This window comes from Phenylobacterium sp. 58.2.17, from assembly GCF_026411515.1.
Lineage (GTDB): Bacteria > Pseudomonadota > Alphaproteobacteria > Caulobacterales > Caulobacteraceae > Phenylobacterium.
The window spans coordinates 105,795-132,204 of record NZ_JAPMTQ010000003.1 but is presented as its reverse complement, the minus strand read 5'-3'; the positions used below and the strand labels follow the sequence as shown (position 1 = coordinate 132,204).

The window sequence follows — 26,410 nt, the reverse complement described above, 5'->3', positions numbered from 1 at the left end:
TTAGAACAGCAACGCCTTCAGTTCCCCGATCACCGCCTCGGTGGGCATGGACAGGAACATCGCCGGGATAAAGGGGGCGAGGGTGGCGGCCACCAGCATGATCAGGCTGCGCGGGTCGACCGGAATGAAGCGCATGGCGTAGACGTTGGCGACCACCTGATAGAGGTCGGTGGCGGCCGAGAAGTCCGGTTCGGCCAGCATCGGCCGTTCGGATCCGCCGAACCAGCTGCGCTCGAACTGTACGCCCATGTCGCTGGCCAGGACGCCGTATTCCAGCGCCCCGTGCCGCCAGGACTGCATCAGCGCGCGCATGAAGAACAGCAGCGGTCCGACCGCCAGGGCCAGCGTCAGCACCGTCACGCCGCCGACCAGCAGCAGGTTGGTGAACGGCGTAGCCAGATCGTGCTGATAGACGTAGCCGAAGCGCCCCGCGACGATCGCGCCCAGGCCCATGCCGACGATGCAGAAGGCCCGGACCGACTGGGCCAGGAAGCCGAGCCCGCCAGCCTGGTCGGGATGGGCCGACACCAGCCTCAGGTCCAGGCGCGAGACGGTGCGCAGGAACCAGGCCCAGTTGGCGATCCGCCAGACCCAGCCGAGCAGCAGCGCCATCAGCAGCGGCACGCTGACCACGCCGTGCCACCAGCCGGCCGCCGACAGCCCGGCGCCGTCCGCCGCGACCTGCCAGTCGGCCTGGCGAAGAAGCTGCGGCTCGAGCGCCACCAGCGTGGCGACCTGGGCGTAGACGGCGATGACGACCACCGCCTCGGCCCACAGCGAATGGACGCGGCGGCGCGTGGCTTCCAGCGCCTCGCGCGCCCGTCGCTGGTCGTCTTCGCCGAGCAGGCCCGAGACCTGGAAATGATAGGCGATGCGGCCGAGCCGCCGGGCGCAGACGACGTGACCCAGCACCAGCAGCGGGGCGGCGATCGCGTAGCGGGCGTGAACCCCGATGTCCTCGACGAAGCTGTCGAGGACGTCCGGCCGCCCCAGCACGATGTCGAGGGCGACCAGCACGGCCAGCGGAATCCAGGCGATGCCGAAGGTCAGCACCGCCCGGACGGTGGCGTTGGGGGCGATGGGCGAGGGCAGGCGCGCCAGGGCGGTCAGCCGCCGGGGCGGGCCGCCTTCGAATATCGCTTCGACGCCGAACATCGGCGGGAGGGCAGCCTGGTGGACCACGGGGCGGCGTCCTTTCGCCGGCAAGCTTGGGCAAGCGGGCGCGGCCGCGGCAATCGGGTCTTCTACCGATGTCGGATCCGGCCTTGCTGGTTCGTCCTTGGCCCGAGGTCCCGCTGATGGGCTCGATCGCGGGTGCGGCGCGCCGCCCCGGTGAGGAGGACGACATGCGCAAGATTCATCCGTTCCTATGGTTCGACGGCCAGGCCCACGAGGCGGCCGAGCTCTATGTCTCGCTGTTCCCGAACTCGAAGATCGGCAAGGTGACGCGCTATCCGCCCGGCTCCCCCGGCGGCATGGACGGGCAGGTGATGACCGTCGAGTTCGAACTGGACGGCCAGCAGTTCACCGCCCTGAACGGCGGGCCGCACTTCAAGTTCACCGAGGCGGTGTCGTTCGTGATCGACTGCGAGGACCAGGCCGAGGTCGACCGCTACTGGGAGGGGCTGATCGCCGACGGCGGATCCCCCAGCCAGTGCGCCTGGCTGAAGGACCGCTTCGGCGTGTCATGGCAGGTCGTGCCCAAGGCGCTGCCGCGGCTGATGAGCGATCCCGATCCGGCCAAGGCCGGGCGCGTGGTCCAGGCCATGCTGAAGATGAGCAAGATCATCGTCGCCGACCTGGAAGCCGCCCACGCCGGGTAGGGCGTCGCGGCGCCTGGCCTTCAGTGTCAGGTGTCCATGTCATCCCGGTTTGCTGCGCAATCCGGGATGACATGGAGGACTTAGCCGTTCGCCAGCGCGGCGGTCTCGGCGGCGCAGTCGCGGGTCGGCGCCTGGCCGGCGGCGCGGGCGGCGGCGATCTCGGCCTTGGCTGCTTCCAGGTCCGCCTTGAAGTCGGCGTTGTCATGCAGCTTGGCGACGGTGGCCGCGCCCATCATCCGGCCCTCTTCGGTGTCGCTCAGCCAGTGGACGTTGCAGACCACCCGGCTCTGGGTGAAGGCGCGCCCGCGATGCAGCACCTCGGTGGCGCGGTCGGGCGCGGCCTCGGCCAGGATCAGCGCCCAGCCCCAGCCGATGGCGCTGTGCCCGGAGGGGTAGGAGCCGTCCTTGCGCAGTTCGGCCTCGTCCTGCGGCGTGCACATCGGCGTGTTGTTGACCATGAACGGCCGCTGGCGCTGGAACTTGGTCTTGGTCGGATAGGTCGAGAGCCCGGTGTCAACGAGCGTGCGGCGCAGCATGGTGTAGAGGCGCGGCGTGGTCTCGGCGCTGACTTTCACGCCCAGTGCGCAGGAAAAGGTCTCGGCCGCGGCCGGGAATTTCAGTTCGGCGTCCTGTACGGCCACCGACCAGCGCGGGCCGCCGTTCAGGGCGATCGCCGCCTTGGCCGCGGCGTCGTCGCGCGCCTGGGCGGGCGAGCCGGCGGCCGGCGGGCCGGGCAGGATGGCCAGACTGTTGGGCGCGCCGCCCATCGGCAGGTAGCCGGCCAGGTAGCCGGGGCGGATCTCGGGGATCGGTTTGGGCTCGGCCTTGGCCTGCATCTGCGGCGCCTGACCGCCCGGCGCTGCGCAGCTCGCCACCATCGCCGCAATGGCGACCACCCATGCCTGCCTGACCATCATCCGTTCCCTCGTCTTCGATTCCGCACAGCCTAGGCGGGTGACCATGCGTCAGCAAATCGGGCGCGACCCTGATGTCATGACAATCGTTGCCCGCCGGCGCATGCTGGGCGCATGGAACGGCGTGCGTTCAGACTGCGCATCACCGGACAGGTGCAGGGCGTCGGCTATCGCTGGTGGGCCGAGCGTCAGGCGCGGGCGCTCGCCCTCGACGGCTGGGTGCGCAATTGCCCCGACGGCTCGGTCGAGCTGCTGGCGATCGGCGACGAGGTCGCGCTGGAGCGGATGGCCGAAGCGTGCCGCGGCGGTCCGCCCGCCGCCTCGGTCGCCGACGTGCAGGCCCTGGCGGCGGACGACGACGGCAGCGTCGGGTTCGCCGCGCGCAGCTAGAGCAGGTCCCGCCGAGGCGGATGTCGACCCGGCCGGAGCCGGGCCGACGCTCAAGCGCTAGCGGCCCTGGAAGTCGGCCGGGCGCTTTTCAAGGAAGGAGGTCATGCCCTCCTTGAAGTCCTGGGTGCGGATCAGCTGCAGGAACTGCAGATAGACGTGGTGGACGTGGTCGTTGAACGTCTCCGACAGGCCCATCCGCATCAGCCGCTTGGCCGACTGCACCGCCAGCGGCGCGTTGGCCGCCATCTCCAGGGCGATCTCGCGCGTCTTGGCGGCCAGCTCGGCGTCGGGAACCACGTGGTTGACCAGGCCGAGCTCCAGGCTCTCCTTGGCCGACAGGGTGCGGCCGGTGAAGATCAGCTCGGCGGCCTTGGCCCAGCCCAGCAGCCGCGGCAGGATCCAGGTGCCGCCGCTCTCCGGCACCACGCCGCGCTTGACGAAGGCGGCGGCCATCTTGGCGCTCTCGCCGGCGATGCGGATGTCGCAGCCCATGGCGGTGTCCATGCCGTAGCCGGCGGCCGAGCCGTTCAGCGCGCAGATCGTCGGCTTGTCCATGGCGAACAGCACGGTCGGCGGGGTGTTGCGCAGGTCGAGGTTCACCGAGATCGTGGAGACCTGCTTGTCCGAGCCGATGCCCGATCCCTGGGTGGCGTCGACCAGGTCGAGCCCGGCGCAGAAGGCGCGGCCGGTTCCGGTCAGCACGATGACCCGCACGGCGGGGTCCTCGTTGGCCTTGATCAGCAGCTGGGTCAGGCGGGCCAACATCGGCCCGGAAATGGTGTTCAGCCGCTCGGGCCGGTTGAGCGTGAGGGTGGCGATCCCCTCGGCCACCTCATAGAGGACTTCTTCCGACTTCTGGACCGTTTCCACCGCAGCGCTCATCGTCGCTTCCCTTTATGACGTAAATTAATCCAGGCAGCCTATGCCCGGGTCCAGGGGGCGGCAAGGGCCTAGACGTCGCGCCGACGTGCTGTCCAGAGCAGCCAGAGGCCGAGGATGATCGCAATCTGGCAGAGGGCGGCCAGCGCCGCGCCCATGGCCAGGCCGACGGTCATCATCGCCCGGTCGCAGGCCTGCGAACCGCAGTTGAACACGACGATCTGGCCGATGAGACCGGCCAGGCCGATCAGGGCGAGCAATGCGCCCGCCGCCGCTCGCCCTGGCGACAGGCGAAGCGGCGGGGGAGCGCCTGGCGGCGGAACGGGGGAGGACCGCCGCGGACCGAGCAAGCGCTGCGACGCCTTCAGAGGGTGGGACAGAAGCGCCATAGCGACCTCCTGGTCACTGCAACGCCTGAATAGGGGCGATGGATGCAGTCGACTTTGATCGCCGTCAAAGCGGCGCGGCGCGGTCCTTGCGCATGCGCCAGACCTCGTGGTCTCCACCGGCGAAGGCGATGGTCTTGAGCCCCTCGACCACGAAGCCGAGCCGCTCATAGAAACGCCGGGCGCTCGGGTTGACCGTGAACACCGACAGCGTCAGCGGGCCGTCGGCCTGCGCCTCGGCCCAGGCCATCATCAGGCCCCCGACACCCTGGCCCTGGGCCGCCGGCGCGACGAACACGTTGGAGACGTGGGCGCCGACCAGCTCGATGAAGCCGACCACCTCGCCGCCGATCACGGCGACCGCGCGCTGGTCGGCCGGCTCCAGCGGCTCGTGCGGGCCGAACGCCTCGGGCGGCATGTGCGCGCCATAGGAGGTGAGGGCGGCCGCCGCGGCGATGGCCTGGCAGGCCGGGCGGTCGGTCTCTGCGAAGGGACGGATCTGGACGCTCATCGGTGATCCAACTTTGGGCGAGGAGTCGGCCGGCGCCTAGAGCTGTCGGCCTACAGCGCGCGGGCCACCTCGACCAGCTGGTCGAGGCAGATCCCCCAGCCCTCGTGGAAGCCCATCTGCTCGTGGGCTTGCTTGTCTTCGACGCTCCAGTGGCGGGCGGTTGCGGTGTAGCGGGTCTGGCCGCCGCCGAGGTCCTCGAAGCTGATGGTCCCGACGAAGAACGGCTTGTCCGAAGGCGTCCAGGCCTCGGTGAAGGCGTCGGTGAAGACGATCTTCCTGCCCGGCTCGACGTCGAGATAGACGCCGCGATTGGGATATTCGTTGCCGTCCGGGTCCTTCATGACCACGAAGCTGGTTCCGCCGGGGCGCACGTCGGTCTCGGCGACCGGGACGGTGAACGGCTTGGGGGCGAACCACTGCTTCATCAGCTCCGGCTCGGTCCACCCGCGGTACAGCTTGTCGGCGGGAACGTCGACGATGCGGGTCAGGACGAGTTCGCGGTCGGCGGCGGTGTCGGTCATGTCGATCTCCTTGGGTCTGCCCCTAGGACGCGGCAGGTTCGCGGGGGCCGACAGCCGCGCTGGATTTTATTCCGCGCTCGCCGCGGCCTGGGCGGCGAACCAGGGCTCCAGCCGCGAGATCGCCTCCTTGATCTCCGGCGTCGAGACCGCGAACGACATGCGAATGAAGTGGCGGCCCTCGACCGGATCGAAGTCGACGCCGGGGGCGGTGGCGACCCCGGTGTCCTGCAGCAGCCGCTGGCAGAAGCTGAGGCTGTCGTCGGTCAGGTGCGCGACGTCGGCATAGATGTAGAAGGCGCCGTCCGGCGGGGCGATGGCCGACAGGCCCAGCCGCGGCAGCGCCTCCAGCAGCAGGGCGCGGTTGGCGCGGTAGACCTCGATGTGGCCCTCGAGCTCGTCCTCGCAGTCCATCGCCGCCAGCGCGGCGTGCTGGGCCAGCGACGGCGGGGTCAGGAACAGCGCGCCCATATAGGCGATGGCCGCCTTCACGTGCTCGGGCGGCGAGAGCAGCCAGCCCAGCCGCCAGCCGGCCATGCTGAAGTATTTGGAGAACGAGTTGACCACCAGGGCGTTCGGCTCGAACTCCAGCATCGAGCGCGCCGGCTCGACGTAGCTGAGGCCGTGATAGATCTCGTCCGAGACGATCTTGATGTTCCGCTCGCGGCAGACCTTGGCGATGGCCTCCAGCTCGGCGGCCGGGATGATGGTGCCGGTGGGATTGGCCGGGCTGGCGATGATCACGCCGGCGGGGGCGGGATCGAGGGCGGCGATGCGCTCGGCGCTGAGCTGGTAGCGCTCGTTCGCCCCGCAGGCCAGTTCGACCGGCTCGATGTGCAGGGCCTTGAGCGTGTTGCGGTAGGCGACGTAGCCGGGCCGCGCCAGGGCCACGCGGTCGCCGGGATTGAACGACGAGGCCAGGGCCAGGACCAGCGCCGGCGAGGCGCCGCAGGTCAGGGTGATGCGGTTCGGCGCGACCTCGACGCCGTACTTTTCCAGGTAGTGGCGGGCGATGCGGGCCTTCAGCGCCGGGCTCTCCCAATAGCCCATGGGATCGCTGTCGAGCACCTTGTGGGCGGCCTCGATCGCCGCCTTCGGGGCGCCGGTGGACGGCTGGCCGAACTCCATGTGGATCACCGAGCGGCCCTCGGACTTCAGCCGATGGGCCAGACCGCTGACGGAAATGGCGTGGAACGGGTCGATGCGCAGGGACATGTCGATGCTCTGGCGCAGGCACGCGGCCAAATCAAGGAGCCCGCCGATCAACCCGCGCGTTAGCTCACCTGGCGACGTAGGGAGGTCAGGATGGCGGAAGGGATCGAAGGGCTGCTGGCGCTGGACGGACAGGTGACGATCGTCACCGGCGCCGGGGCGGGGATCGGCCGGGCGATCGCCGAGCGGTTTGCGCAGGCCGGTTCGGCGGTGGTGGTCAGCGACCGCGATGAAGCCGCCGCGCAGGCGCTGGCCAACGACCTGGCGAGCGCGGGGCGCGAGGCGCTGGCCGTGGGCTGCGACGTCACCCGCGACGAGGACCTGGAGCGTCTGGTCGATCTGGCGGCGCGGCGGTTCGGGCGGTTGACGATCCTGGTCAACAACGCCGGCGGCGGCGGGCCCAAGCCGTTCGACATGCCGATGGCCGACTTCGTGCGCGCGTTTCAGCTCAACGTCTTCTCGGGCTTCCGGCTCTGCCAGCTGTGCGCGCCGCATATGGCCGCGGCCGGCGGCGGCGCGGTCCTCAACATCTCGTCCATGGCGGGCGAGAACCGCAACGTGCGGATGGCCTCCTACGGATCGTCGAAGGCCGCCGCCAACCACCTGACCCGCAACCTCGCCTTCGACCTGGGGCCGATGGGGATCCGGGTGAACGCCATCGCGCCGGGGGCGATCAAGACCGGCGCCCTGGCGAGCGTGCTGACACCGGAGACGGAACAGGCGATGCTGCGCCACACTCCGCTGGGGCGGCTGGGCGCGCCCGAGGACATCGCCAATGCGGCGCTGTTCCTCTGCTCGTCCGCCGCCGCCTGGATCAGCGGCCAGGTGCTGACGGTCAGCGGCGGCGGAGTGCAGGAACTCGACTAGACGGCGATGACGCCGCGGCTGGAGGGGAGACGGGGGAGATGATGCAGGGAACACGCCGGGGCGTGATGTTGGGCGGCGCCGCGGCGCTGGCGGCCGGGTCGCGCGCCTTCGCGGCCGAGGAGACCGCCGTCTATGCGGGCGGCCCGATCCTGACCATGGACGATGCTCAGCCGCGGGCCCAGGCGGTGGCGGTGCGCGGCGGCCGCATCCTGGCGGTCGGCGGCCGGGACGAGGTGCTGGCCAGGGCCGGACGTGGCGCGCGGCTGGTGGACCTGGGCGGGCGCGCCCTGCTGCCGGGCTTCGTCGACCCGCACGGCCACGTCTCGTTCGTCGGCTTGCAGGCGGTGTCGGCCAACCTGCTGCCGGCGCCCGACGGCGAGGGGAATTCGATCCCAGACCTGCAGCGGATCGTGCGGGCCTGGCGCGAGGCCAACCAGCCGTCCGTCGAGCGCTATGGCCTGATCATAGGGTTCGGCTACGACGACTCCCAGCTGCGCGAGCAGCGGCATCCGACCCGCAAGGATCTGGACGAGATTTCCAGCGACGCCCCGGTGCTGTTCATCCACCAGTCGGGCCATCTGGGCGTCGCCAACTCCAAGGCGCTGGAGGCGGCGGGCGTCAATGCCGGGACCCCCGACCCGCAGGGCGGGGTGTTCCGCCGCGAGCCGGACGGCAAGACCCCGAACGGGGTGATGGAGGAGCACGCCTTCATGGCGGTGATGGGCAGGCTGCTGGCCAAGCTCGACCTCGACGCCAATCTGAAGATGATCGCCGAGGGCGTGAAGCTCTACACCTCGTACGGCTACACGACCTGTCAGGACGGCAAGTCGTCCAGCGGCGGGGTGAAGGCGCTGCAGCTGGCGGCCAGCAAGGGCATGCTGAGCGCCGACGTGGTGGCCTATCCCGACGTGCTGACGGCGACGGACGTGGTGGTTCCGCCGCTGCTCAGCCGAACCTATGCGAACCGGCTGCGGATCGGCGGGGTGAAGCTGTCGATCGACGGCTCGCCCCAGGGCAAGACCGCCTGGCTGTCGCAGCCCTACTTCGTGCCGCCCGACGGCCAGAGCGCGGCCTATGCCGGCTATCCGGCCGTGCCGGTGGACCAGTGCCTGGCGGCGATCGACAAGGCCTTCGCCAACGGCTGGCAGATCCTGGTCCATGCCAACGGCGATGCGGCCATCGACGTGTTGATCGCCGGGGTGCGCGAGGCGACGAGAAAGCATGGGCCGGGCGACCGGCGCCCCGTTCTGATCCACGGCCAGACGGCGCGCGAGGATCAGGTCGACGCCTGCAAGGCGCTGGGGATCATCCCGTCCTTCTTCCCGATGCACACCTTCTACTGGGGCGACTGGCATCGGGACTCGGTGCTCGGGCCGGTGCGGGCCGAGAATATCTCGCCGACCGGATGGGCGCTGCGGCGTGGGATGATGTTCACCACCCACCACGACGCCCCGGTGGCCAAGCCGGACGCCATGCGGGTGCTGTCGGCGACGGTCAGCCGGCGCACGCGCTCGGGCGACATCCTGGGGCCGCATCAGCGGGTTCCCGTCGAGGCGGCGCTGAAAGCGATGACCATCTGGCCCGCCTATCAGCACTTCGAGGAGGCGACGAAGGGATCGCTGGTTCCCGGCAAGCTGGCCGATTTCGCGGTGCTGTCGGCCGATCCGACGGCCACGGATCCGGAGAAGCTGGCCTCGCTGAAGGTCACCGAAACGATCAAGGAGGGCGTCAGCATCTGGCGCGGATAGGCATGGCGCAGACCCAGAAGCAGTTGATGCTGGCCGGCGAGCTCTATGACGCCGGCGATCCGGAGATCCAGGCCGACCATGCCGCGGCGGTCGCCTGGATGGCCCGGTTCAACGCGCTGGACCTGCCGATGGACCGCCGCCACGCGCTGCTGGCCGAGCGTCTGGCCTACGCCGGCAAGGGGGCCACGATCCGTCCGCCGTTCCACTGCGACTACGGCTTCAACATCAGCCTTGGCGATGGCGCGTTCCTGAACTTCAACTGCGTGATTCTCGACGTCGTGGCGGTGACCATCGGCGCCAGGACCCAGATCGGGCCGGGCGTGCAGATCCTGACCGCCGACCATCCGCGCGACCCAGCCGACCGCGCCGGCGGGCTGGAGTTCGGCCGGCCGATCAGCATCGGCGCCAATGTGTGGATCGGCGGCGAGGCGATCATCCTGCCGGGCGTGCGGATCGGCGACGACGCCCTGGTCGGCGCCGGGGCGGTGGTGACCCGCGACGTCCCGCCTGGCGCGACCGTGGTCGGCAATCCGGCCAGGGTTCGTGCATAGCCCTTCCGCACGGCTGCACCAACGGCGCAAAGGCCTGCTGGCCGCCCGGCGTCCGCCTCGCGCCTTTGCATAGAAAAGCCCGCTCCGGCGCATAGCATATGTGCGAGCAGGGGACGTGCGATGGGCTGGATATCTCAACGGTGGCTGCTGGCGGGCGCGGCGAGCGCGCTGGCGTTCGGGGCGCAGGCCGCGCCGCGGCTCGAGACGGTGCTGAAGCCGGTCCGCGACGGCGGGGCCGAGGTCGTCGCCATCGAGGTCCGCAGCGTGCTGACCGAGGGCGGGGAGGCGGCCTTTGCGCTCTCCGCGCCGGTCACCTATGCCGGGGTGCGCGGCGTCGCCGACCGGGTGCAGAACCTGACCGTGACCGACGCCAGGGGCGCGGTGCCGCTGGCCGCCGTCGACGATCCAGCCGCGCCGGGCGGCTTCCCCTATTTCCGCCATTGGACCGCCCAGCGGCCGGTCTCCTACCCGGTGACCATCAGCTATCGCTCGGCGGTGCAGCCCGCCGGCGCGCCGCAGGGCCCGCCGTTCGGCATCCGGCCCTCGGGCGGCGGCGTCAGCGGCGCCGGCGCCGGGTTCCTGGTGCTGCCCGAACAGGTCGGCGAGGCGCAGCTGAAGCTGCGCTGGGACCTCACCGGCCTGGCCAGGGGTTCCAGCGCGGTCGCCTCGTTCGGCGATGGCGACGTCGAGTTGACCGGCGATCCTGAGAAGCTGCGCCAGGCCTGGTACATGGCCGGGCCTATGGGCCGCTATCCGAAGCGCGGCGACGTCGATGGTTTCAGCGGGACCTGGCTTGGCCAGGCGCCGTTCGATCCGGCCGCCGAGCTCGAATGGTCGGGCAAGCTCTACCAGCAGCTCGACAAGGACTTCGGCTATCTGAAGCCGGCCCCGCGCTACCGGGTGTTCATGCGCTTCCTCGACACCCCGCCGGTCGGCGGCGGCACGGCGCTGGCCAACTCGTTCATGCTCTCGCGCGGTTCGGCGCCGCGCGATCCGGACGCTGAGGGGCCGCGCAGCACCTTCGCGCACGAAATGATCCACCAGTGGATCGGCGGGATCGAGTCGCCGGGCGCCGTCGGGATCAGCAGCTGGTTCAGCGAGGGCCTGACCACCCACTATACGGCGCTCGCACCCCTGCGGTCCGGGTTCTCGACGGTTGAACAGTATGGCCAGCAGATCGACGCCATGGCCCGCGGCTACTGGGGCAGCGAGGCGCGCGACTGGTCGGCCGAGAAGATCGCCAAGGCCGGCTTCGGCTCCGAGAGCATCCGCCACGTGCCGTACAATCGCGGCGCCCTCTACTTCGCCGACCTCGACGCCAAGATCCGCGCCAAGTCGGGCGGCAAGCGCCGGCTGGACGACCTGCTGGCGCCGATGTTCGTCAGCCGCGAGCAGGGCGTGACCTTCGACCACGAGGCCTGGAAGGCGATGGTCGGTCGCGAGCTGGGGCCGGAGGCGGTCGCTACGTTCGAGAAGGTCGTGCTGGGCGGCGATATGCTGGTTCCCGACGCCGGCGCGTTCGGTCCGTGCTTCACCCGCGAGCCGGCGACCTACGAGGTCGGCGGCGCCCAGGTGCAGGGCTATCGCTGGCTCCGTGTGGCGTCGGTTCCCGAGGCGACCTGCCGAAGCTGGTAGTTGGCGCGACCTCTCCTCATCCGCTCATCCCGGCGAAACCCGGGACCCAAGCTGAATCGCAATTGGTAGATCGGGTTTCAATTGGGCCGCGCCGGGATGAGCGGTGTGGGAACGCTACAGCTCCAGCACGCCGGCGTGGTCGGCGGCGCGGCGCATCGGTCCCGCATAGCCGATTGGCGAGCGCCGCCGGCGGTCCGGTCCGAAGAAGTCCGACGCGGCGACATAGGGGCGCGGGCGCAGGATCACCGACTCCAGCCGCTTGAGGATGTCGCGGGCGGTGACCGGCTTGGCGAGGAACTCGTTGACGCCGCGGTCGCGCGCGGCGTTCAGGCGCGGCAGGTCCGAATGGCCGGTCAGCATGACGATCGGCAAATAGCGCGCGTCGCCTGGCAGCATGCGAACCCGGGAAATGAAGTCGAGGCCGTTCATCGTCGGCATCTCGTAGTCGACATAGGCCACGTCGACGGGATTGTGCATCAGCTGGTCCAGACCGTGTCGTCCGTCGGTCGCATAGAATAGGCGCCCGACGCCTGCGGCCGCCAGAACCGTGCCGACGATCGTGCGCATCTGCTCGTTGTCGTCGACGACCAGTATTCGCAGAGCTCCAAGTCCTTGGGTCACTTTCCCGTCTCCGGCGAATCGCTACGTCAGATAGACGCCAATCAGGCGAACTGTCGCAACCCCCCGACCGCAGATTTCGCGCCCCGCGCCTTGACCTGACAGGCGTCTGGCGCGAAGCGAAACACCAATCATTGGGGGGTGTGGATGTCGAAGAGTACTGAGGCGCCGTCGACGCGGCGTGTGCTGGGCGCGAGCCTGGTCGGCACGGCGGTCGAATTCTACGATTTCTACATCTATGCGACCGCGGCCTCGCTGGTGTTCGGGCCGCTGTTCTTCCCTGCCGCTTCGCCCTCGATGCAGCTCCTGTCCTCCTATGCGAGCATGGCGGTGGCGTTCTTCGCCCGGCCGGTGGGGGCGATCGTGTTCGGCCACTTCGGCGACCGCATCGGGCGCAAGTCGACCCTGGTCGCCTCGCTGCTGCTGATGGGCGCCTCGACGGTGCTGATCGCCTTCCTGCCGACCTACCAGCAGGCCGGCTGGCTGGCGCCGGTGGCGCTCTGCATTCTGCGCTTCGGCCAGGGCTTCGGCCTCGGCGGCGAGTGGGGCGGGGCCGCGCTGCTGGCGGTCGAGAACGCGCCGCCCGGCTGGCGCGCGCGCTATGGCATGTTCCCGCAGCTGGGGGCGCCGGTCGGCTTTATCGCCGCCAACGGCCTGTTCCTGATCCTCGGGGTGCTGCTGACGCCCGAACAGTTTCAGAGCTGGGGCTGGCGCATTCCGTTCCTGGGCAGCGCCCTGCTGGTCGGCGTCGGCCTGTGGGTCCGCCTGAAGCTCACCGAGACCCCGGCCTTCGCCAAGGCCCTGGCCGAGGAGGCGCCCTCGGACGTGCCGCTGGCCGAACTGTTCAAGCGCCACCTTGGACCGACTCTGGCCGGGACCTTCGCGGTGGTGGCCTGTTTTGCGACCTTCTACCTGGCGACCGCCTTTGCGCTCGGCTACGGCGTCCAGACCCTAGGCTACAGCCGCGAGACCTTCCTGGGCGTGCAGCTGGGTGCGATCGGCTTCATGGCGCTCGGCATCGTCCTGGCCGGCTACTGGTCGGACGCCAGCAACCCTCGCCGCGTGCTGATGGCCGGCTGCTTCATGGCCATCGCGGTGGGCGCGCTGATGGCCCCGATGATGGGCCACGGCTCGTTGCTCGGCGCCTGGGCGTTCCTGTCGCTGGCGCTGCTGACCATGGGCTTCGTCTACGGGCCGCTGGGCGCGTTCCTGCCGGGGCTGTTCCCGGCGCGGGTGCGTTACACCGGCGCCTCGATGGCGTTCAACGTCGGCGGCATCATCGGCGGCGGCCTGACCCCGATGATCGCCCAAGCGCTGTCGACCCAGGGCGGCCTGGTCCCGGTCGGGATCTATCTGGCGGTCGCCGCCCTGATCAGCCTGGTGGCCCTGCTGCCGCTGAAGCACCAGCAGGCCTGACGATGAGCGTCATCCCGGTTTCGGCGTAGCCGAAGACCGGGTTGACGCGGGTGGAGCTACCAGTGGTTCTCGACCTCTTCGGCGAAGCCGATCAGGTCGCGGACCTGCAGGCGCGTGCCGTCGTCGAGCACGGCGACGCCGGAGAACTTGCCGAACACCTGGTGCTGGCGGCTGCTGACCGGCCCCATGGCGAAGTCGGCGTGGCGGTCGACGATCGGCTCGAAGGTCATCTCGAAGCGGCCGTCGCTGGAGGTGAAGCGCCAGGGGCCGCTGTCGTGCGCGCCGTCCGGCAGGTGGAACTCCAGCTCGGTCAGCTTGTGCGCCTTGCCGTCGAAGAACAGGATGTTCTCGCTCGCCGCCGAGGTGTCGCCGAAGCCGTAGCCGATGTTGAAGCCGAACGGCTTGCCGTCGACCAGGCCCGAGGCAGAGCCCCAGTACCAGGTGTTGTCGTAGGTCCAGACCCCGCGGCCCCAGTCGAGCACGGCGAAGGCGCTGGACGGCTCGAATTCGTAGCGCTGGCCGGCGTAGACCACATGGCCCGAGGCCGGCATGCAGTTGATCTTCTGATTGTAGTAGAAGGCGGTGGCCTGCTCGGCGAACGGCGTGGCGATGACCATCCGGTCCATCGGCGGCTGGGCCAGGAAGATCTCGCCGGAGATGCCGGCCCCCTTGTCGAAGCTCGGGGAGTCGAAGGTCAGCACCCGGCCGCCGGGCACCAAGCGGAATGCGATCTCCATCTTCGGGTGGACGTGGGCGATGTCGCCGGCGTCGGCGCTGGGCGGCAGGGCCATGGCGCCGTGCGGCGCCGGCAGGCCGACGCCGCCATTGACGAAGCTCCCCGCCCGGAAGTCCATCCACGAGGCGCCGAGGAAGCCCATGTGGCCGTTGTCGGCGACGGTCAGGGCCAGGCCGAAGTCCGGCGACAGGATCGCGTAGTAGTCCCACTCCTTGATCGACGTGTCGTCGTGGGGCACGCCGATGGCGGCGCGGTCGTAGCGGCGGACCTCGCTGGCGGCCCAGCCGCGCTCGACCAGGTGTCCGTTCGCGTCGAGCAGGTCGCCCGACCCCATCAGCCTTTGCATGTCGCCTCCGCAGGTTGCTCGCGCGTGCTTACGGCATGACGTAGCGGCAGTGCAAAGTCTGCCGATAGCGTCCGATAGCCGCCAGAAACCGCCGGCCCAGAGGGCTATTTCCCCTGCAAAATCAGTCGGCGGACACCTCCCATGGTCACGATCCTGCGAGAGGTGTCGGGAAACCTGCCGATAGACAAGGTCTGGAGGCGGTTGCGGCAGGTCGGCCCGGCGTATCGCAGGCGGTCCGGCTGATTGACCGGCGGGCCTGCCGGGCGTATCGATATTGCGAGTCATTCGCAATAAAGGAGCGCTCCCATGGCCATCGCCCCCCAAGCTGCTTCGTCCCTCCGCGTCGGACCGCACGGCCTGGCGGTCTCTGAGCAGCTGGTGCTGGCCTCGCTGCGCGCCTGGGCGCGGGCCCGCATGGCCGGCGACGACCCGCGCGAGCTGGTGCGGCCGGGCCTGACGCACGTGAGCTCCAGGCCGGTGGCCAGCGTGTTCGTGGCGCTGATGGAGCACATCGAGCGCGACGCGCGGCGGGCGATGGAGGTGCACTGCATCGCCTGCGGCGGCTACTCCCAGGACGAGCAGCGGGTGGTGCTGGCCTGCGGCGTGGCGCGCACGGCGCCGGACGTGGCGTTGCAACTGCTGCGGCCGCTGGTCGGCGCGCCCGAGGCCCCGGTGCTGCTGGCCCGGACCCTGAACGTGGCGCTCGGCAAGGCCGGGTTCCCGCTGCCGGTGCGGCTCTGGGACGACGAGGCTGGCGTCCCGGCCACGGTGCACTGAGGCGCGGCGCTGGAAACGCGCCGCCATCGGGTCTAGGCAGACCCGATGAGCGAGTTTGACGACGAACCGACCTTCGACGGCGGCGGCTATGATGTCGACGACTGGGCCCGGCTGAAGCCGTTCACCGGCGCGCTGGCGACCCTGGAGGACGTGCAGGCCAAGGTGGCGATCTTCGCCCTGGGCGACACCCACGGCGGCCGCCCGATCGACATGGAGCTGCCCCAGCCGATCATCTGGTGGGAGGACGACGGCGAGGTCGCCGCCGTGGTCGTGCAGGCCGAGGCCCACGAGACCGAGGATGGCGAGGTGATGGAGGTGCTGGGCCTGGTGCTGCCGGACGGCGCCGGCGCGGTGGCCCTGCTCGAGGACGTCGATCTGGTCGACGACAGCGATCCGGTCTGGCGCCGGCTGGTCACCGAGGCGATCGGCGACGAGACCGGCGAGGACCAGGAAGACTAGGCGCTGGCCAGCGCGCTCTGGAAGAGGATCGCGCCGTCGGCCGAACCGAGTTCGGCCTCGAAGGCGCGGTCGGGGTGCGGCATCAGACCGATGACGTTGCCGCGCTTGTTGACGATGCCGGCGATGTCGCGCGACGAGCCGTTCGGATTGTCGAGGTAGCGGAAGACCACCTGGCCTTCGCCCTCCAGCCGGTCGAGCGTCTCTTCGTCGGCGAAGTAGTTGCCCTCGCCGTTGCCGACCGTCATCTCGACCTCGCGGCGGCCGGCATAGCCGGCGGTGAAGCGGGTCTGGGCGTTGGTGACTTCCAGCGCCACCGGCTTGCAGACGTATTTGAGCTTCTCGTTCCGCAGCAGCGCGCCGGGCAGCATCTTGGACTCGGTCAGCACCTGGAAGCCGTTGCAGATCCCGACCACGGCGACGCCGCGGTCGGCCGCGGCGCGGACCTCGCTCATCACCGGCGCCAGCGAGGCCATCGCCGCGCAGCGCAGGTAGTCGCCATAGGAAAAGCCGCCCGGCAGCACGATCAGGTCCAGGCCCTGCGGCAGCGAAGTCTCAGCGTGCCAGACCATGTCGACCTTGGCGCCGGTGGAGCGTTCGACGGCGACCTTGCAGTCGCGATCGCAGTTGGAACCCGGGAAGACGATGACGGCGGCTTTCATGGGCGGCCCTTTACGCGAATTTGTCGGGAATTGGGAGGGGGGAGGTGGTCGCATCCCGGGCGAGGTGGCGACCGCTCGACAGTCACGGCCTTCATCTTGCGCCCAGGCTCTCCAGATAGGCCATGACCTGGTCGAATCCAGCCTTGTCGCCATAGGCGCAGCCGGTGTTCTTCATGACCTTGCGGCCGCCTTCCTGGACGGCTTCCTGCTTGAAGATCGCCGGATGGCCGGGCGCGCCGGGCTGCGTCAGGACAAAGGCCTCGCCGCCGCCCTGCATGTTGTAGAAGCGATAGGGCTCGCCGCGCTCCTGCGGCGCGGGGATCAGGCCCGGCTGGGCCAGGACCTTGGCCGACAGAGCCTCGTAGGAGAGCGAGCAGTCGAGCGACAGCCGCGGCCGGACCGGTTCAGGCTCCGGCGCGCAGGCGGCCAGGATCAGCGGGAGGAAGGGAAAGAGGGCGGTGAGCCCTCTCACGCCACCTCGATCCGGTAGCTTTCGATGACCGTGTTGGCGAGCAGCTTCTCGCACATGTCCTTCACCTGGGCTTCGGCGGCGGCCTTGTCGGTCGCGTCCTTCAGGTCGAACTCGATGGTCTTGCCGACGCGCACGCCATCGACCTGCGGCCAGCCAAGGCCGTGCAGGGCGCTTTCGACGGCCTTGCCCTGAACGTCCAGCACGCCGGGCTTCAGGAACACATGAACTTTCGCGCGCACTAGTGCAGGCCTCCTTGGATGACGGTGGGCATCTCTTTCATGATGCCAAGACGGCGGGCCACCTCGGTGTAGCCCTCGATGACGTCGCCCATGTCGCGGCGGAAGCGGTCCTTGTCCAGCTTCTCGTTCGTCTGGCTGTCCCAGAGGCGGCACGAATCGGGGCTGATCTCGTCGGCCAGGATCACGCGGGCGAAGTCGTTCTCGTAGATGCGGCCGAATTCGACCTTGAAGTCGACCAGGGTGATGCCGACGCCGGCGAACAGGCCGGTCAGGAAGTCGTTCACCCGCAGGGTCAGGGCCATCATGTCGTCGATCTCCTGGGTCGAGGCCCAGTTGAACGCGGTGATGTGCTCCTCGGCGACCATCGGGTCGCTGAGCTTGTCGTCCTTCAGGTAGAACTCGATGATCGAGCGGGGCAGGGCCTGGCCTTCCGGCAGGCCGAAGCGCTGCGACAGGCTGCCGGCCGCGACGTTGCGGCAGACCACCTCCAGCGGGATGATCTCGACCTCGCGGATCAGCTGCTCGCGCAGGTTCAGCCGGCGGATGAGGTGGTTCTGAACCCCGATGGAGTTCAGCTTGGTCATCACGTACTCGCTGATGCGGTTGTTGATGACGCCTTTGCCTTCGAGGATCGCCTTCTTCTGCGCGTTGAACGCGGTGGCGTCGTCCTTGAAGTACTGGATCAGGGTTCCGGGCTCGGGGCCCTCGTAGAGGATCTTGGCCTTGCCTTCGTAGATCTTCTTGCGGCGGGTAGTCATGTGCGCCTTCTCCCAGAGCGAGGGCTTGGCCGCCAGCGGAAAAACGAAAAACGCGCGCGGTTCGATGCAAACGCGCGCGGCTCCGACCGTATGGCCCTCTCACTCATATGAGGCCTGAAAAAACTAACGGATTGGTCCGCGCGGCGCAAACGGCGCAAGAGCCGCATCGCCTCATCGTGCGTTTACGTTGCTACGGCGCGGTTCACGGGATATGCAACGCCGACCGACCGCCTACTGGGGAACACATGACGACCTTCGACGATCGCGAGCGTGGATTTGAAAAGAAGTTCGAGCTCGACCAAGAGCAAGAATTCAAGGCTGGCGCTCGTCGCAACCGCATGCTGGGCGAATGGGCCGCCGGTCTGATGGGCCTCTCGGCCGAGAGCGTCGCCGAGTACGCCAAGGCCGTGGTCAAGTCCGACTTCGAGCTGCCGGGCGATGACGACGTGCTGCGCAAGGTCTTCGAGGACCTGAAGGGCTCAGGCGTCGCCGTCAGCGAAGGCGAAGTGCGCATGAAGATGGACGAACTGCTGGCCCAGGCCCGCGAGCAGCTACGCTCGGGCGAATAAGGCCTTTCGGCATCACAAAAAGAGCGCCGCCCTTCGGGGCGGCGTTTTTTTTTGGCTTGCCGAAATTGATGGAACGCGGGTTTGCGAATGCATCGCGGCGCCGCGATTTGCAACCGGTGGCGCCCCGGTGCAGCGGCGCACATGCGCCTTGGTGCAACTGCGCGCAACGTTCGAACCGCTGCAAGAGCGCCCCCACGAGCGGCCTCAAGACCGCCGGATGGGAGCGAGACATGCCACGACCGATCGCCGTCGCCGTCTGGGGACTGGTGTGCACGTTCACGCCGGTCGAGGCCCGCGAATCCGAGTCGCCGCTCCAGGGATCGCTCGCCGGCGCGAGCGCCGCCCGCTCCGTCGATTCGGAGCTGGCGGTCTTCGTCAGCGCTTCAATTGGCCGTCCAGGTACTTGCGAATGGCCGGGCCGTACGGCGGACGCATCTGCTGCAGCGGCTTGTCGGCTTTGATCTGCCGGTAGATCGACTTGGCGTGGCTGAACTCGCGGAAGCCGTCGACCCCGTGATAGCTGCCCATGCCTGACGGCCCGACGCCGCCGAAGGGCAGGTTCTCCTGGGCGACGTGGAAGATGACATCGTTGACCGTCACCCCCCCAGAGGTCGTGCCGCTGAGCACCTTCTCGCGTTCAGCCTCGTCCGAGCCGAAATAATAGAGACCCAGCGGCCGCTCGCCCTTGTTCACATAGGCGATGGCCTCGTCGATGCCGCCATACGTCTTCACCGGCAGCACCGGGCCGAAGATCTCCTCCTGCATGACCTTCAGGTCGTCGCTCGGATCGATGATCAGGGTCGGGGCGATCTTGCGATGCTCCTGTTGCGACAGGTCCTCGCCGTCGGGCTTCAGCTCGATGACGCGTGCGCCCTTGGCGCGGGCTTCGTCGATGTAGCCCTTGATCCGGTCGTAGTGTCGCTGGGCGACGATGGCGGTGTAGTCGGGATTGTCCTTCAGGGTCGGGAACATCTTCGACACCGAGGCCTGGGCCCCGGCGATGAACGGCTCCAGGCTCTCGCGCGGCGTCAGGACGTAGTCCGGGGCCAGGCAGATCTGGCCGGCGTTGAGCGTCTTTCCGTTCATGATCCGGGCCGAGGCGACCTCGAGGTCCGCCGACTTGCCGAGGATCACCGGGCTCTTGCCGCCCAGTTCCAGCGTCAGGGGCACGAGATTTTCGGCCGCCGCCCGCATCACGTGGCGCGCGATCGAGGTCGCGCCGGTGAAGATCAGGTGGTCGAAGGCCAGAGAGGAGAACGCCTGGCCGACTTCGGGGCCGCCCGTGACGACCGCGATCTCCTCCTCCGAGAAGGCGCCGGCGAACATCTTGGCCATCAGCTCGGAGGTGGCGGGCGTGAACTCGGACGGCTTGATCATCGCCCGGTTGCCGGCCGCCAGCACCCCGGCCAGCGGGCCGAAGGTCAGATTCACGGGGAAGTTCCAGGGGCTGATGATCCCGACTACGCCCTTGGGTTGGAAGCGGATCTCGGCCTTGGCGCCGAACAGGCCGAGGATCGCCGGCGTCGGCTTGCGCTTCTCGGGCCGCATCCACTTGGCCAGGTTTTCCTTGGCGTGCTTGAGCGGGCCGATTGAGGCGGCGATGTCGGTGAAGGCGGTCGCCTCTCGCGAGCGCGAGCCGAAGTCCTGGTTAATCGCGTCCTCGATGGCCGCGCGGTTGTCGATCAGCAGCGCGATGGCGCGGTCGATGCGGCCTATCCGGATCTGGGCGGACGGCTCCCCGTCGCGCAGGTGTGCGGCCTTCTGCCTGGCCAGCAGGGCGTTCATCGCAGCGGCGTCCATGGCGTTGGTTTCCTCCCCGAGCATCCGGCGGATGTTCGGATAGTGACGTTACGGAATGGAAGCTCTGCCGGGAGGGCGCGGTTTCCTAATTCGTCTTAACACCGCGCCCGTTGCACGCGTTGGCCATTGACGCACGTTTGGGGCGAGCCCGTCATGGCAGGGGAAACCGACGGGAGTAGGGTGATGGCGTTACTGAAGGCCGGCGCCAGGTTTGGCGTGAACATGGACGCCATTAATCTCAATGTGCTTTTCGGCGGCGTGATCACCCTGGCCAATACCGGGCGGATCTATGCCGACGGCGCGATCGGGGATCGGGTCGCGTTGTTCGGGAACTTCAGCTTCGACGGCGCCGGGCGGTTGGCGGGCGGCGAGCTCAACCACATCCAGGAGAATTTGTCCGGCTACCTGCACTTCGACGTCTCGGGGTTCTCTGCCTCGGCGACGCGGATCGTCGGCCTGGCGGCGGACGGCGAGATGCCGACCGCGTTCCGGATCATCCTGAACGGGGACGACAGCCTCCTCGGCGCCTCGTTCGATGACGTGCTGCGCGGTCACGACGGCGACGACACCATCGACGGCGGCGGCGGCTACGACACCATCTACGGCGGGGCGGGGAACGATGTCGTCGTCAGCGGGACCAACCACGGGCCGGGCGACAGCTATTTGCGTGGCGACGCGGGCGACGACTCGATCGTCGGCGGGATCCGGTTCGACGATATCAACGGCAATGTCGGCGCCGACACCATCCGCGGCCGGGAGGGCGACGACTGGGTGGTCGGCGGCCAGGACGGCGACCGGCTCTATGGCGACCAGGGGGCCGACCAGGTCTACGGCAACATCGGCGACGACACTGGCTTCGGGGGCGAGGGCGCCGACACCCTGCGCGGGGGGCAAGGCAGCGACGTCCTGAGCGGCGAGGACGGCGATGACTTCGTCAGCGGCGACCGCGGCACCGACACGGTCGCCGGCGGGAGCGGGGCCGACATCTTCAACACCTTCGTCGGCGCAGGCATCGATCAGGTTCTGGACTTCAACGCGGGCGAGGGCGACCGCGTCCGGGTCGAGGGCGGCGCGCCCTATACGGTCAGTCAGGTCGGGGCCGACGTCCTGGTCAATCTGGGCGGGCCGGACGTGGTGATCCTGGTCGGGGTGCAGTTGTCGACGCTGCCGGCGGGATGGATATTTTCCGCCTGACCTGGAGCGGCGCATTTGCGCTGGACTGACGTGGCGGCGGGTGGGCGAGTGTCCGCCAAACGATCCGGCGCGCGCCGGAGGCACCAGGAAGGAACACATCATGCCCGAGGCCCTGATCATCGACGCCTGCCGCACCCCGCGCGGCATCGGCAAGGTCGGCAAAGGCGCGCTGGCCGACTTTCACCCGCAGCACCTGGCCGCGACGGTGCTGAAGGCCCTGGCCGAGCGCAACAACCTGAAGACCGGCGAAGTCGACGACATCATCTGGGGCACCTCCAGCCAGCGCGGCAAGCAGGGCGGCGACCTCGGCCGGATGGCCGCGCTCGACGCCGGCTATGACGTCAAGGCCAGCGGCATGACGCTCGACCGGTTCTGCGGTTCGGGCATCACCACGGTGAACCTGGCGGCGGCGCAGATCATGTCGGGCATGGAAGACCTGGTGATCGCCGGCGGCACCGAGATGATGTCCTACACCTCCTCGACGGGCGATCCGTCGACGCCGCCGATGATGGATGGCGGCAACCTGCGCCTGCGCGCGCGCCACCCGCAGAGCCAGCAGGGCGTCTGCGCCGACGCCATCGCCACGATGGAAGGCATCGACCGCCGGGCGCTGGACGAACTGGCGCTGTTGAGCCAGCAGCGGGCCGACGTGGCGATCAAGGAAGGCCGCTTCGACAAGTCGTTGGTGCCGGTCTATCGCGAGGACGGCTCGCTGGCGCTCGACCGCGAGGAGTTCCCGCGCCCTCAGACCACGCTCGAGGGCCTGTCCGGGCTGAAGGCCTCGTTCGAAATGATCGCCAATGTGCCGATCGACGACAAGGGCACCACCTATGGCGACCTGATCCGCCAGGTCTATCCGGACCTGAAGATCACCCACATGCACCATGCCGGCAACTCGTCGGGGGTGGTCGACGGGGCGGCGGCGGTGCTGCTGGCCTCGCCGGCCTATGCGGCCAAGAACGGCCTGAAGGCTCGCGGCCGCGTGGTCGCCATGGCCAATATGGGCGACAGCCCCACCCTGATGCTCAACGCCCCGGTGCCGGCCGCGCAGAAGGTGCTGGCCAAGGCCGGCCTGACCATCGACGACATCGACCTCTTCGAGATCAACGAAGCCTTCGCGGTGGTGGCCGAGAAGTTCATCCGCGACCTGAAGCTGGACCGCGAGAAGGTCAATGTGAACGGCGGCGCCATGGCGCTCGGCCATCCGATCGGCGCCACCGGCTCCATCCTGATCGGCACCGTCCTCGACGAACTGGAGCGCCGCGACCTCAAGCGCGGGCTGGTGACCATGTGCGCCGCCGGCGGCATGGCCCCGGCGATCATCGTCGAGCGGGTCTAGACGGCGAACGAAGGCTCCCCCGCGCGGGGGAGCCGCACGCCGTCAGCCTTGGCGGGCGATCAACCGCGCCAGGCGCGCCACGCCGTCGTCGATCTCCGCCGCGGTCGGCAGCGAGTAGCTGAGCCGGATGGTGTTGTCGGCCGCCGTTTCGGCGAAGAACGGCGCGCCCGGCACGAAGGCGACGCGCTCCTCGGCGATGGCGCGGGCCAGCAGGTCCTTGCCGTCGATTCCCTCCGGCAGGCGCAGCCAGACGAACATGCCGCCCTGCGGCTTGGACCAGGACACGCCTTGCGGCATGTGGCGGGCCAGCGCGTCCAGCGTCGCCTGAGCCTTGGCGCCGTAGGCGTTGCGCAGGCGCGAGAGGTGCTGCTCGTAGTCCTCGGTGACGGTGCGCCAGCCGACCATCTGGTTGATAGTCGACACATGCAGGTCGCTGCCCTGCTTGAGCAGGACCAGCTTCTCGATGACCGCCTTGGGGCCGCAGACCCAGCCCAGCCGCAGGGCCGGCGAAATGGTCTTGGAGAAGGTGCCGCAGTAAAGCGTGCGGGCCTGCTCGATCGAACCGGAGCGGGCGATGTCCAGCGCCAGGAGGCTGGGCAGGGCCTCGCCGGCGAAGCGCAGCTCGCGATAGGCGGCGTCCTCGATCAGCGTCATGTCGGCGGCGTCGGCCAGCTCCAGCAGCGCCTGGCGCTGGGCGGTGCTCAGGCTCTCGCCGGTCGGGTTGGCGTAGTCGGGCACGAAATAGCCGAGCGGCTTCGGCGCCCGTCCGGCCATCAAGGCCTGGGCGTCGCAGCCGCCGTCCAGGGCCCCGTCGGGCAGGTCGAGATAGGACGGCTCATAGGCGGTGAAGGCCTGCAGAGCGCCCAGATAGGTCGGGCGGGCGACGACCACGGTGTCGCCGCGGCTCAGGAACAGCTTGCCGAGCAAGTCGAGCGCCTGCTGCGAGCCGGCGGTCAGCATGATGTTCTCGGGCCCGCAGGCGACGCCGTGCGCGGCCATGCGCTCGGCCAGCCATTCGCGCAGCGGTAGATAACCCTCGCTGACCGAGTACTGCAGCGCCTGCTGGGACAGCTCCGGGTCGGACAGGACCGCCTGGTAGCTCGCCTGGATGCGCTCGGACGGGAACAGGCCGGGGTCGGGAATGCCGCCGGCGAAGGAAAGGATGTCGGGCTGGTCGAGCAGCTTGAGCAGCTCGCGAATCTCGTTGGCGCGGACGCGGGACATGCGCTCGCTGAAGCGCTGCGCCCAGGCGGTGGAGTGGTCGGTCATGATGGGATCTCGAAAATGTCGCCGACGGCGCAAGGCCGTCCATTGACGCGGCGCGGGCGCGCAGCGTCGCCTGATCAGATCAGGAGCGTCATACGCTGCAGGTCGGACCCTGGGTGCGGCGGAGCCAGAAGCGCCGCCGACCACGTGCGGTGGTGATCATGACTGATCTCTAGCCTGACTTGGCGCGCGACGGAACTATTCCGCCGCGGCCTTCATGGCGTCTTCGCCGAACACGCGAGCGAAGACCACGTCGACGTTCTTGAAGTGGTAGCCGTTGTCGAACAGCTCGGAGAGCTCTTCGTCGGACAGGATCACTTCCGGGTCGGCCTTGAGGAAGTCGAGGAAGTTCCCTTCGCCCCGCCACACCTTCATGGCGTTGCGCTGGACCGCGGCGTAGGCGCCCTCGCGGCTGATGTCCTTCTGGGTCAGGGCCAGCAGCACGCGCTGGGAGTGGACCAGGCCGCCCAGGCGGTCGAGGTTCTTCAGCATGTTCTGCGGATAGATCAGCAGGCGGTCGACGACGTTGGCCAGGCGGCGCAGGGCGAAGTCGAGGTGGATGGTGGTGTCCGGGGCGATGCCGCGCTCGACCGACGAGTGGCTGATGTCGCGCTCGTGCCAGAGGGCGACGTTCTCCATGGCGGGGACCACGGCCGAGCGGACCAGGCGGGCGAGGCCCGTCAGGTTCTCGGTGAGGATCGGATTGCGCTTGTGCGGCATGGCCGACGAGCCCTTTTGGCCGACGTCGAAAAACTCTTCGGCTTCAAGCACTTCGGTGCGCTGCAGGTGGCGGATCTCGACCGCCAGGCGCTCGATGGAGCTGGCGACGACGCCGAGCGCCGCGAAATAGGCGGCGTGGCGATCGCGCGGGATCACCTGGGTGGAGACCGGCTCGACGGCCAGGCCCATCTTCTCGGCCACGTGGGCTTCGACTTCCGGCGACACGTTGGCGAAGGTGCCGACGGCGCCGGAGATCGCGCAGGTGGCGATCTCGAACTTGGCCATGGCCAGGCGTTCCTTGGCGCGCTGGAACTCGGCGTAGTGGCCGGCCAGCTTGAGGCCGAAGGTGGTCGGCTCGGCGTGAATGCCGTGGCTGCGGCCGACGGTCGGGGTCAGCTTGTGCTCGAAGGCGCGCTTCTGCAGGGCGGCCAGGACCAGGTCGACGTCATCGATCAGCAGGTCGGTGGCGCGGCTGAGCTGGACGGCCAGGGCGGTGTCGTTGACGTCCGACGAGGTCATGCCCTGGTGCAGGAAGCGGGCCTCGGGGCCGACGATCTCGGTGACGTGGGTCAGGAAGGCGATGACGTCGTGCTTCACTTCGCGCTCGATGGCGTCGATGCGCTCGACGTCGAACACCGCGTCGCGGCCCTTGGCCCAGATGGTCTCGGCGGCCTGCTTCGGGATCACGCCCAGCTCGGCCATCTTGTCGGCGGCGTGGGCCTCGATCTCGAACATGATCTTGAACCGCGTCTGCGGGTCCCAGATGGCGGCGGCTTCCGGGCGGGCGTAACGGGGGATCATGGCGGGGCTCCTTCGGGGCGCGTGTTAGCCCCCCGAGGCCGGAATCGCAATGTTCGGAGCCCCTAAGTCGCGGCCTTGAGGTACGACGTGACCAGGCTCTCCAGACCGCTGGAGATGATCTGGACGCCGACGCAGAGCAGCAGGAAGGCCACCAGCCGCGACATCACCCGGGCGCCCGACGCGCCCAGCAGCGACAGCACCTTGCTGGACCAGCGATAGGAGACCCCGACCAGCAGGGCGACCAGCACTGCGGCGATGCTGACGCCGGCGAAGAACGAGAGCACGCCGTGGCCGTCGGCCGGCCGTTGCGAGGCCAGCGCGATGGCCACCGAGATCGCGCCAGGGCCGGTGGTGAAGGGCATGGTCAGCGGGAAGAAGGCGACGTCTTCCTGCACCTGCTGTTCGGCCGAGGCCGCGGCGTTGGCCTTGCGGTTTTCCTGGGCCTCGGGCTGCATCAGGAGCTGCCAGGCGCGGATGGCGACGACCAGCCCGCCGGCGACCCGCAACGCGCCCAGGCTGACCCCGAAGAAGTTCAGGATGTAGCCGCCCAGCAGCAGCGACCCCAGCAGGATCAGCAAGGCGTTGAAGGCGATGCGCCAGGCCAGCTCGTGGCGGTCGGTGCGCCCCTCGGTGACCTGGTGAAAGGTGATCGCGGCCCCCACCGGATTGACGATCGAGAACAGGGCCGGGAACGCCAGGAGGAAGGCGCCGACGACGGTGGTCAGTGGAAGCGGGCTGAGGTCGGTGAGAGTCATGCGGGCGCGAGGGTAAGCGCAAGCGTGGGCGGGAGGCTAGGCCGCTTCCCCT

The 26,410-nt window shown here is 69.1% G+C and carries 29 protein-coding genes; 12 read left to right on the top strand and 17 right to left on the bottom strand.

From position 1 onward, the window contains the following. Positions 1-1,182, bottom strand: coding sequence for a hypothetical protein (locus tag OUA97_RS03750; protein WP_267230473.1), 1,182 nt, complete (start codon positions 1,180-1,182; stop codon positions 1-3). A 164-nt stretch (positions 1,183-1,346) separates the two neighbouring features. Between OUA97_RS03750 and OUA97_RS03745 the strand changes: the two genes are divergently transcribed. Beyond that, positions 1,347-1,823 carry a VOC family protein gene (locus OUA97_RS03745; RefSeq protein WP_267230472.1) on the top strand — a complete coding sequence of 159 codons (477 nt, stop codon included), beginning with the start codon at positions 1,347-1,349 and terminating at the stop codon, positions 1,821-1,823. An 80-nt stretch (positions 1,824-1,903) separates the two neighbouring features. Here the strand turns inward: OUA97_RS03745 and OUA97_RS03740 are convergent, their stop codons facing one another. Next, a complete protein-coding gene (locus tag OUA97_RS03740) occupies positions 1,904-2,737 on the bottom strand; it encodes an acid phosphatase (protein WP_267230471.1) in 834 nt (277 codons plus the stop codon). Between the two features lie 114 nt (positions 2,738-2,851). Here OUA97_RS03740 and OUA97_RS03735 point away from each other — a divergent pair, with 114 nt between their 5' ends. Beyond that, positions 2,852-3,127, top strand: coding sequence for an acylphosphatase (locus OUA97_RS03735; protein WP_267230470.1), 276 nt, complete (start codon positions 2,852-2,854; stop codon positions 3,125-3,127). A 57-nt stretch (positions 3,128-3,184) separates the two neighbouring features. Here OUA97_RS03735 and OUA97_RS03730 read toward each other — a convergent pair whose 3' ends face one another. From OUA97_RS03730 to OUA97_RS03710, 5 genes are all read right to left on the bottom strand, one after another. Continuing rightward, positions 3,185-4,009: an enoyl-CoA hydratase/isomerase family protein gene (locus OUA97_RS03730; protein ID WP_267230469.1), complete on the bottom strand. Its 825-nt coding sequence runs from the start codon at positions 4,007-4,009 to the stop codon at positions 3,185-3,187. A gap of 68 nt (positions 4,010-4,077) precedes the next feature. Then, positions 4,078-4,266, bottom strand: coding sequence for a hypothetical protein (locus tag OUA97_RS03725; RefSeq protein ID WP_267230468.1), 189 nt, complete (start codon positions 4,264-4,266; stop codon positions 4,078-4,080). A 193-nt stretch (positions 4,267-4,459) separates the two neighbouring features. Then, positions 4,460-4,903 carry a GNAT family N-acetyltransferase gene (locus tag OUA97_RS03720; protein WP_267230467.1) on the bottom strand — a complete coding sequence of 148 codons (444 nt, stop codon included), beginning with the start codon at positions 4,901-4,903 and terminating at the stop codon, positions 4,460-4,462. Positions 4,904-4,953: 50 nt separating this feature from the next. Next, the gene (locus tag OUA97_RS03715) at positions 4,954-5,424 is read right to left on the bottom strand and encodes an SRPBCC family protein (RefSeq protein WP_267230466.1); all 471 of its coding nucleotides are present in this window, start codon (positions 5,422-5,424) and stop codon (positions 4,954-4,956) included. 66 nt (positions 5,425-5,490) lie between these two features. After that, complete coding sequence (locus OUA97_RS03710; RefSeq protein WP_267230465.1) at positions 5,491-6,636, bottom strand: pyridoxal phosphate-dependent aminotransferase; 1,146 nt, start codon at positions 6,634-6,636, stop codon at positions 5,491-5,493. 90 nt (positions 6,637-6,726) lie between these two features. On the opposite strand from OUA97_RS03710, the gene hdhA reads away from it, so the two are divergent. From hdhA to OUA97_RS03690, 4 genes are all read left to right on the top strand, one after another. Beyond that, positions 6,727-7,500 (top strand): 7-alpha-hydroxysteroid dehydrogenase, encoded by a 774-nt coding sequence (gene hdhA, locus OUA97_RS03705; protein ID WP_267230464.1) that lies wholly within the window; start codon positions 6,727-6,729, stop codon positions 7,498-7,500. Between the two features lie 38 nt (positions 7,501-7,538). Then, positions 7,539-9,248, top strand: coding sequence for an amidohydrolase (locus OUA97_RS03700; protein ID WP_267230463.1), 1,710 nt, complete (start codon positions 7,539-7,541; stop codon positions 9,246-9,248). A 2-nt stretch (positions 9,249-9,250) separates the two neighbouring features. Then, positions 9,251-9,799 (top strand): sugar O-acetyltransferase, encoded by a 549-nt coding sequence (locus OUA97_RS03695; protein ID WP_267230462.1) that lies wholly within the window; start codon positions 9,251-9,253, stop codon positions 9,797-9,799. Positions 9,800-9,919: 120 nt separating this feature from the next. Further along, positions 9,920-11,434 (top strand): hypothetical protein, encoded by a 1,515-nt coding sequence (locus tag OUA97_RS03690; protein WP_267230461.1) that lies wholly within the window; start codon positions 9,920-9,922, stop codon positions 11,432-11,434. Positions 11,435-11,548: 114 nt separating this feature from the next. Here OUA97_RS03690 and OUA97_RS03685 read toward each other — a convergent pair whose 3' ends face one another. Beyond that, positions 11,549-12,055, bottom strand: coding sequence for a response regulator (locus OUA97_RS03685; protein ID WP_267230460.1), 507 nt, complete (start codon positions 12,053-12,055; stop codon positions 11,549-11,551). Between the two features lie 144 nt (positions 12,056-12,199). Between OUA97_RS03685 and OUA97_RS03680 the strand changes: the two genes are divergently transcribed. Next, positions 12,200-13,468: an MFS transporter gene (locus OUA97_RS03680; protein WP_267230459.1), complete on the top strand. Its 1,269-nt coding sequence runs from the start codon at positions 12,200-12,202 to the stop codon at positions 13,466-13,468. A 56-nt stretch (positions 13,469-13,524) separates the two neighbouring features. Here OUA97_RS03680 and OUA97_RS03675 read toward each other — a convergent pair whose 3' ends face one another. Further along, on the bottom strand, positions 13,525-14,550 hold the full coding sequence (locus OUA97_RS03675; RefSeq protein ID WP_267230458.1) for a DUF2804 domain-containing protein: 1,026 nt from the start codon (positions 14,548-14,550) through the stop codon (positions 13,525-13,527). Positions 14,551-14,856: 306 nt separating this feature from the next. Between OUA97_RS03675 and OUA97_RS03670 the strand changes: the two genes are divergently transcribed. Both OUA97_RS03670 and OUA97_RS03665 read left to right on the top strand, forming a co-directional pair. After that, the gene (locus OUA97_RS03670; RefSeq protein WP_267230457.1) at positions 14,857-15,327 is read left to right on the top strand and encodes a hypothetical protein; all 471 of its coding nucleotides are present in this window, start codon (positions 14,857-14,859) and stop codon (positions 15,325-15,327) included. A 45-nt stretch (positions 15,328-15,372) separates the two neighbouring features. Further along, on the top strand, positions 15,373-15,786 hold the full coding sequence (locus tag OUA97_RS03665) for a hypothetical protein (RefSeq protein ID WP_267230456.1): 414 nt from the start codon (positions 15,373-15,375) through the stop codon (positions 15,784-15,786). Here the strand turns inward: OUA97_RS03665 and purQ are convergent. The 4 genes from purQ to purC form a co-directional block, all read right to left on the bottom strand. Next, positions 15,783-16,445, bottom strand: a complete 663-nt coding sequence (gene purQ, locus OUA97_RS03660) for a phosphoribosylformylglycinamidine synthase subunit PurQ (RefSeq protein WP_267230455.1) — start codon at positions 16,443-16,445, stop codon at positions 15,783-15,785. The genes OUA97_RS03665 and purQ overlap by 4 nt on opposite strands. 91 nt (positions 16,446-16,536) lie before the next feature. Next, positions 16,537-16,917 (bottom strand): hypothetical protein, encoded by a 381-nt coding sequence (locus tag OUA97_RS03655; protein ID WP_267230454.1) that lies wholly within the window; start codon positions 16,915-16,917, stop codon positions 16,537-16,539. Beyond that, positions 16,914-17,156: a phosphoribosylformylglycinamidine synthase subunit PurS gene (gene purS / locus OUA97_RS03650; protein WP_183773609.1), complete on the bottom strand. Its 243-nt coding sequence runs from the start codon at positions 17,154-17,156 to the stop codon at positions 16,914-16,916. Before purS ends, OUA97_RS03655 begins: the two co-directional genes overlap by 4 nt. Further along, positions 17,156-17,914 carry a phosphoribosylaminoimidazolesuccinocarboxamide synthase gene (gene purC / locus OUA97_RS03645; protein WP_267230453.1) on the bottom strand — a complete coding sequence of 253 codons (759 nt, stop codon included), beginning with the start codon at positions 17,912-17,914 and terminating at the stop codon, positions 17,156-17,158. Before purC ends, purS begins: the two co-directional genes overlap by 1 nt. 245 nt (positions 17,915-18,159) lie before the next feature. Between purC and OUA97_RS03640 the strand changes: the two genes are divergently transcribed. Then, positions 18,160-18,483 carry a DUF1476 domain-containing protein gene (locus tag OUA97_RS03640; RefSeq protein WP_267230452.1) on the top strand — a complete coding sequence of 108 codons (324 nt, stop codon included), beginning with the start codon at positions 18,160-18,162 and terminating at the stop codon, positions 18,481-18,483. 375 nt (positions 18,484-18,858) lie between these two features. On the opposite strand, the gene OUA97_RS03635 is transcribed toward OUA97_RS03640, so the two are convergent. Continuing rightward, complete coding sequence (locus OUA97_RS03635) at positions 18,859-20,307, bottom strand: coniferyl aldehyde dehydrogenase (RefSeq protein WP_267230451.1); 1,449 nt, start codon at positions 20,305-20,307, stop codon at positions 18,859-18,861. A 159-nt stretch (positions 20,308-20,466) separates the two neighbouring features. Here OUA97_RS03635 and OUA97_RS03630 point away from each other — a divergent pair, with 159 nt between their 5' ends. Then, on the top strand, positions 20,467-21,477 hold the full coding sequence (locus OUA97_RS03630; RefSeq protein WP_267230450.1) for a calcium-binding protein: 1,011 nt from the start codon (positions 20,467-20,469) through the stop codon (positions 21,475-21,477). A 100-nt stretch (positions 21,478-21,577) separates the two neighbouring features. Further along, positions 21,578-22,816, top strand: coding sequence for an acetyl-CoA C-acetyltransferase (locus OUA97_RS03625; RefSeq protein WP_267230449.1), 1,239 nt, complete (start codon positions 21,578-21,580; stop codon positions 22,814-22,816). A 42-nt stretch (positions 22,817-22,858) separates the two neighbouring features. Here OUA97_RS03625 and OUA97_RS03620 read toward each other — a convergent pair whose 3' ends face one another. The 3 genes from OUA97_RS03620 to OUA97_RS03610 all read right to left on the bottom strand — a co-directional run bounded on the left by OUA97_RS03620 (position 22,859) and on the right by OUA97_RS03610 (position 26,358). Further along, on the bottom strand, positions 22,859-24,085 hold the full coding sequence (locus OUA97_RS03620; protein ID WP_267230448.1) for a PLP-dependent aminotransferase family protein: 1,227 nt from the start codon (positions 24,083-24,085) through the stop codon (positions 22,859-22,861). Between the two features lie 195 nt (positions 24,086-24,280). Beyond that, entirely contained in the window at positions 24,281-25,603 is a 1,323-nt protein-coding gene (gene purB / locus OUA97_RS03615) for an adenylosuccinate lyase (RefSeq protein ID WP_267230447.1), read from the bottom strand. 62 nt (positions 25,604-25,665) lie between these two features. Continuing rightward, a complete protein-coding gene (locus OUA97_RS03610) occupies positions 25,666-26,358 on the bottom strand; it encodes a MarC family protein (protein ID WP_267230446.1) in 693 nt (230 codons plus the stop codon). Between the last annotated feature and the right edge of the window lie 52 nt (positions 26,359-26,410).

Excerpts from the sequence above, each read along its gene's own strand:
- OUA97_RS03620 (WP_267230448.1), bottom strand. The coding sequence starts at position 24,085 with ATGACCGACCACTCCACCGCCTGGGCGCAGCGCTTCAGCGAGCGCATG.
- OUA97_RS03735 (WP_267230470.1), top strand. The coding sequence starts at position 2,852 with ATGGAACGGCGTGCGTTCAGACTGCGCATCACCGGACAGGTGCAGGGC.
- OUA97_RS03715 (WP_267230466.1), bottom strand. The coding sequence starts at position 5,424 with ATGACCGACACCGCCGCCGACCGCGAACTCGTCCTGACCCGCATCGTC.
- OUA97_RS03700 (WP_267230463.1), top strand. The coding sequence starts at position 7,539 with ATGATGCAGGGAACACGCCGGGGCGTGATGTTGGGCGGCGCCGCGGCG.
- purQ (WP_267230455.1), bottom strand. The coding sequence starts at position 16,445 with ATGAAAGCCGCCGTCATCGTCTTCCCGGGTTCCAACTGCGATCGCGAC.
- OUA97_RS03745 (WP_267230472.1), top strand. The coding sequence starts at position 1,347 with ATGCGCAAGATTCATCCGTTCCTATGGTTCGACGGCCAGGCCCACGAG.
- OUA97_RS03695 (WP_267230462.1), top strand. The coding sequence starts at position 9,251 with ATGGCGCAGACCCAGAAGCAGTTGATGCTGGCCGGCGAGCTCTATGAC.
- OUA97_RS03610 (WP_267230446.1), bottom strand. The coding sequence starts at position 26,358 with ATGACTCTCACCGACCTCAGCCCGCTTCCACTGACCACCGTCGTCGGC.
- OUA97_RS03665 (WP_267230456.1), top strand. The coding sequence starts at position 15,373 with ATGAGCGAGTTTGACGACGAACCGACCTTCGACGGCGGCGGCTATGAT.
- OUA97_RS03670 (WP_267230457.1), top strand. The coding sequence starts at position 14,857 with ATGGCCATCGCCCCCCAAGCTGCTTCGTCCCTCCGCGTCGGACCGCAC.
- OUA97_RS03640 (WP_267230452.1), top strand. The coding sequence starts at position 18,160 with ATGACGACCTTCGACGATCGCGAGCGTGGATTTGAAAAGAAGTTCGAG.
- purC (WP_267230453.1), bottom strand. The coding sequence starts at position 17,914 with ATGACTACCCGCCGCAAGAAGATCTACGAAGGCAAGGCCAAGATCCTC.
- purB (WP_267230447.1), bottom strand. The coding sequence starts at position 25,603 with ATGATCCCCCGTTACGCCCGCCCGGAAGCCGCCGCCATCTGGGACCCG.
- OUA97_RS03625 (WP_267230449.1), top strand. The coding sequence starts at position 21,578 with ATGCCCGAGGCCCTGATCATCGACGCCTGCCGCACCCCGCGCGGCATC.
- OUA97_RS03635 (WP_267230451.1), bottom strand. The coding sequence starts at position 20,307 with ATGCTCGGGGAGGAAACCAACGCCATGGACGCCGCTGCGATGAACGCC.
- hdhA (WP_267230464.1), top strand. The coding sequence starts at position 6,727 with ATGGCGGAAGGGATCGAAGGGCTGCTGGCGCTGGACGGACAGGTGACG.
- OUA97_RS03675 (WP_267230458.1), bottom strand. The coding sequence starts at position 14,550 with ATGCAAAGGCTGATGGGGTCGGGCGACCTGCTCGACGCGAACGGACAC.
- OUA97_RS03630 (WP_267230450.1), top strand. The coding sequence starts at position 20,467 with ATGGCGTTACTGAAGGCCGGCGCCAGGTTTGGCGTGAACATGGACGCC.
- OUA97_RS03720 (WP_267230467.1), bottom strand. The coding sequence starts at position 4,903 with ATGAGCGTCCAGATCCGTCCCTTCGCAGAGACCGACCGCCCGGCCTGC.
- OUA97_RS03690 (WP_267230461.1), top strand. The coding sequence starts at position 9,920 with ATGGGCTGGATATCTCAACGGTGGCTGCTGGCGGGCGCGGCGAGCGCG.
- OUA97_RS03740 (WP_267230471.1), bottom strand. The coding sequence starts at position 2,737 with ATGGTCAGGCAGGCATGGGTGGTCGCCATTGCGGCGATGGTGGCGAGC.
- OUA97_RS03730 (WP_267230469.1), bottom strand. The coding sequence starts at position 4,009 with ATGAGCGCTGCGGTGGAAACGGTCCAGAAGTCGGAAGAAGTCCTCTAT.
- OUA97_RS03680 (WP_267230459.1), top strand. The coding sequence starts at position 12,200 with ATGTCGAAGAGTACTGAGGCGCCGTCGACGCGGCGTGTGCTGGGCGCG.
- OUA97_RS03710 (WP_267230465.1), bottom strand. The coding sequence starts at position 6,636 with ATGTCCCTGCGCATCGACCCGTTCCACGCCATTTCCGTCAGCGGTCTG.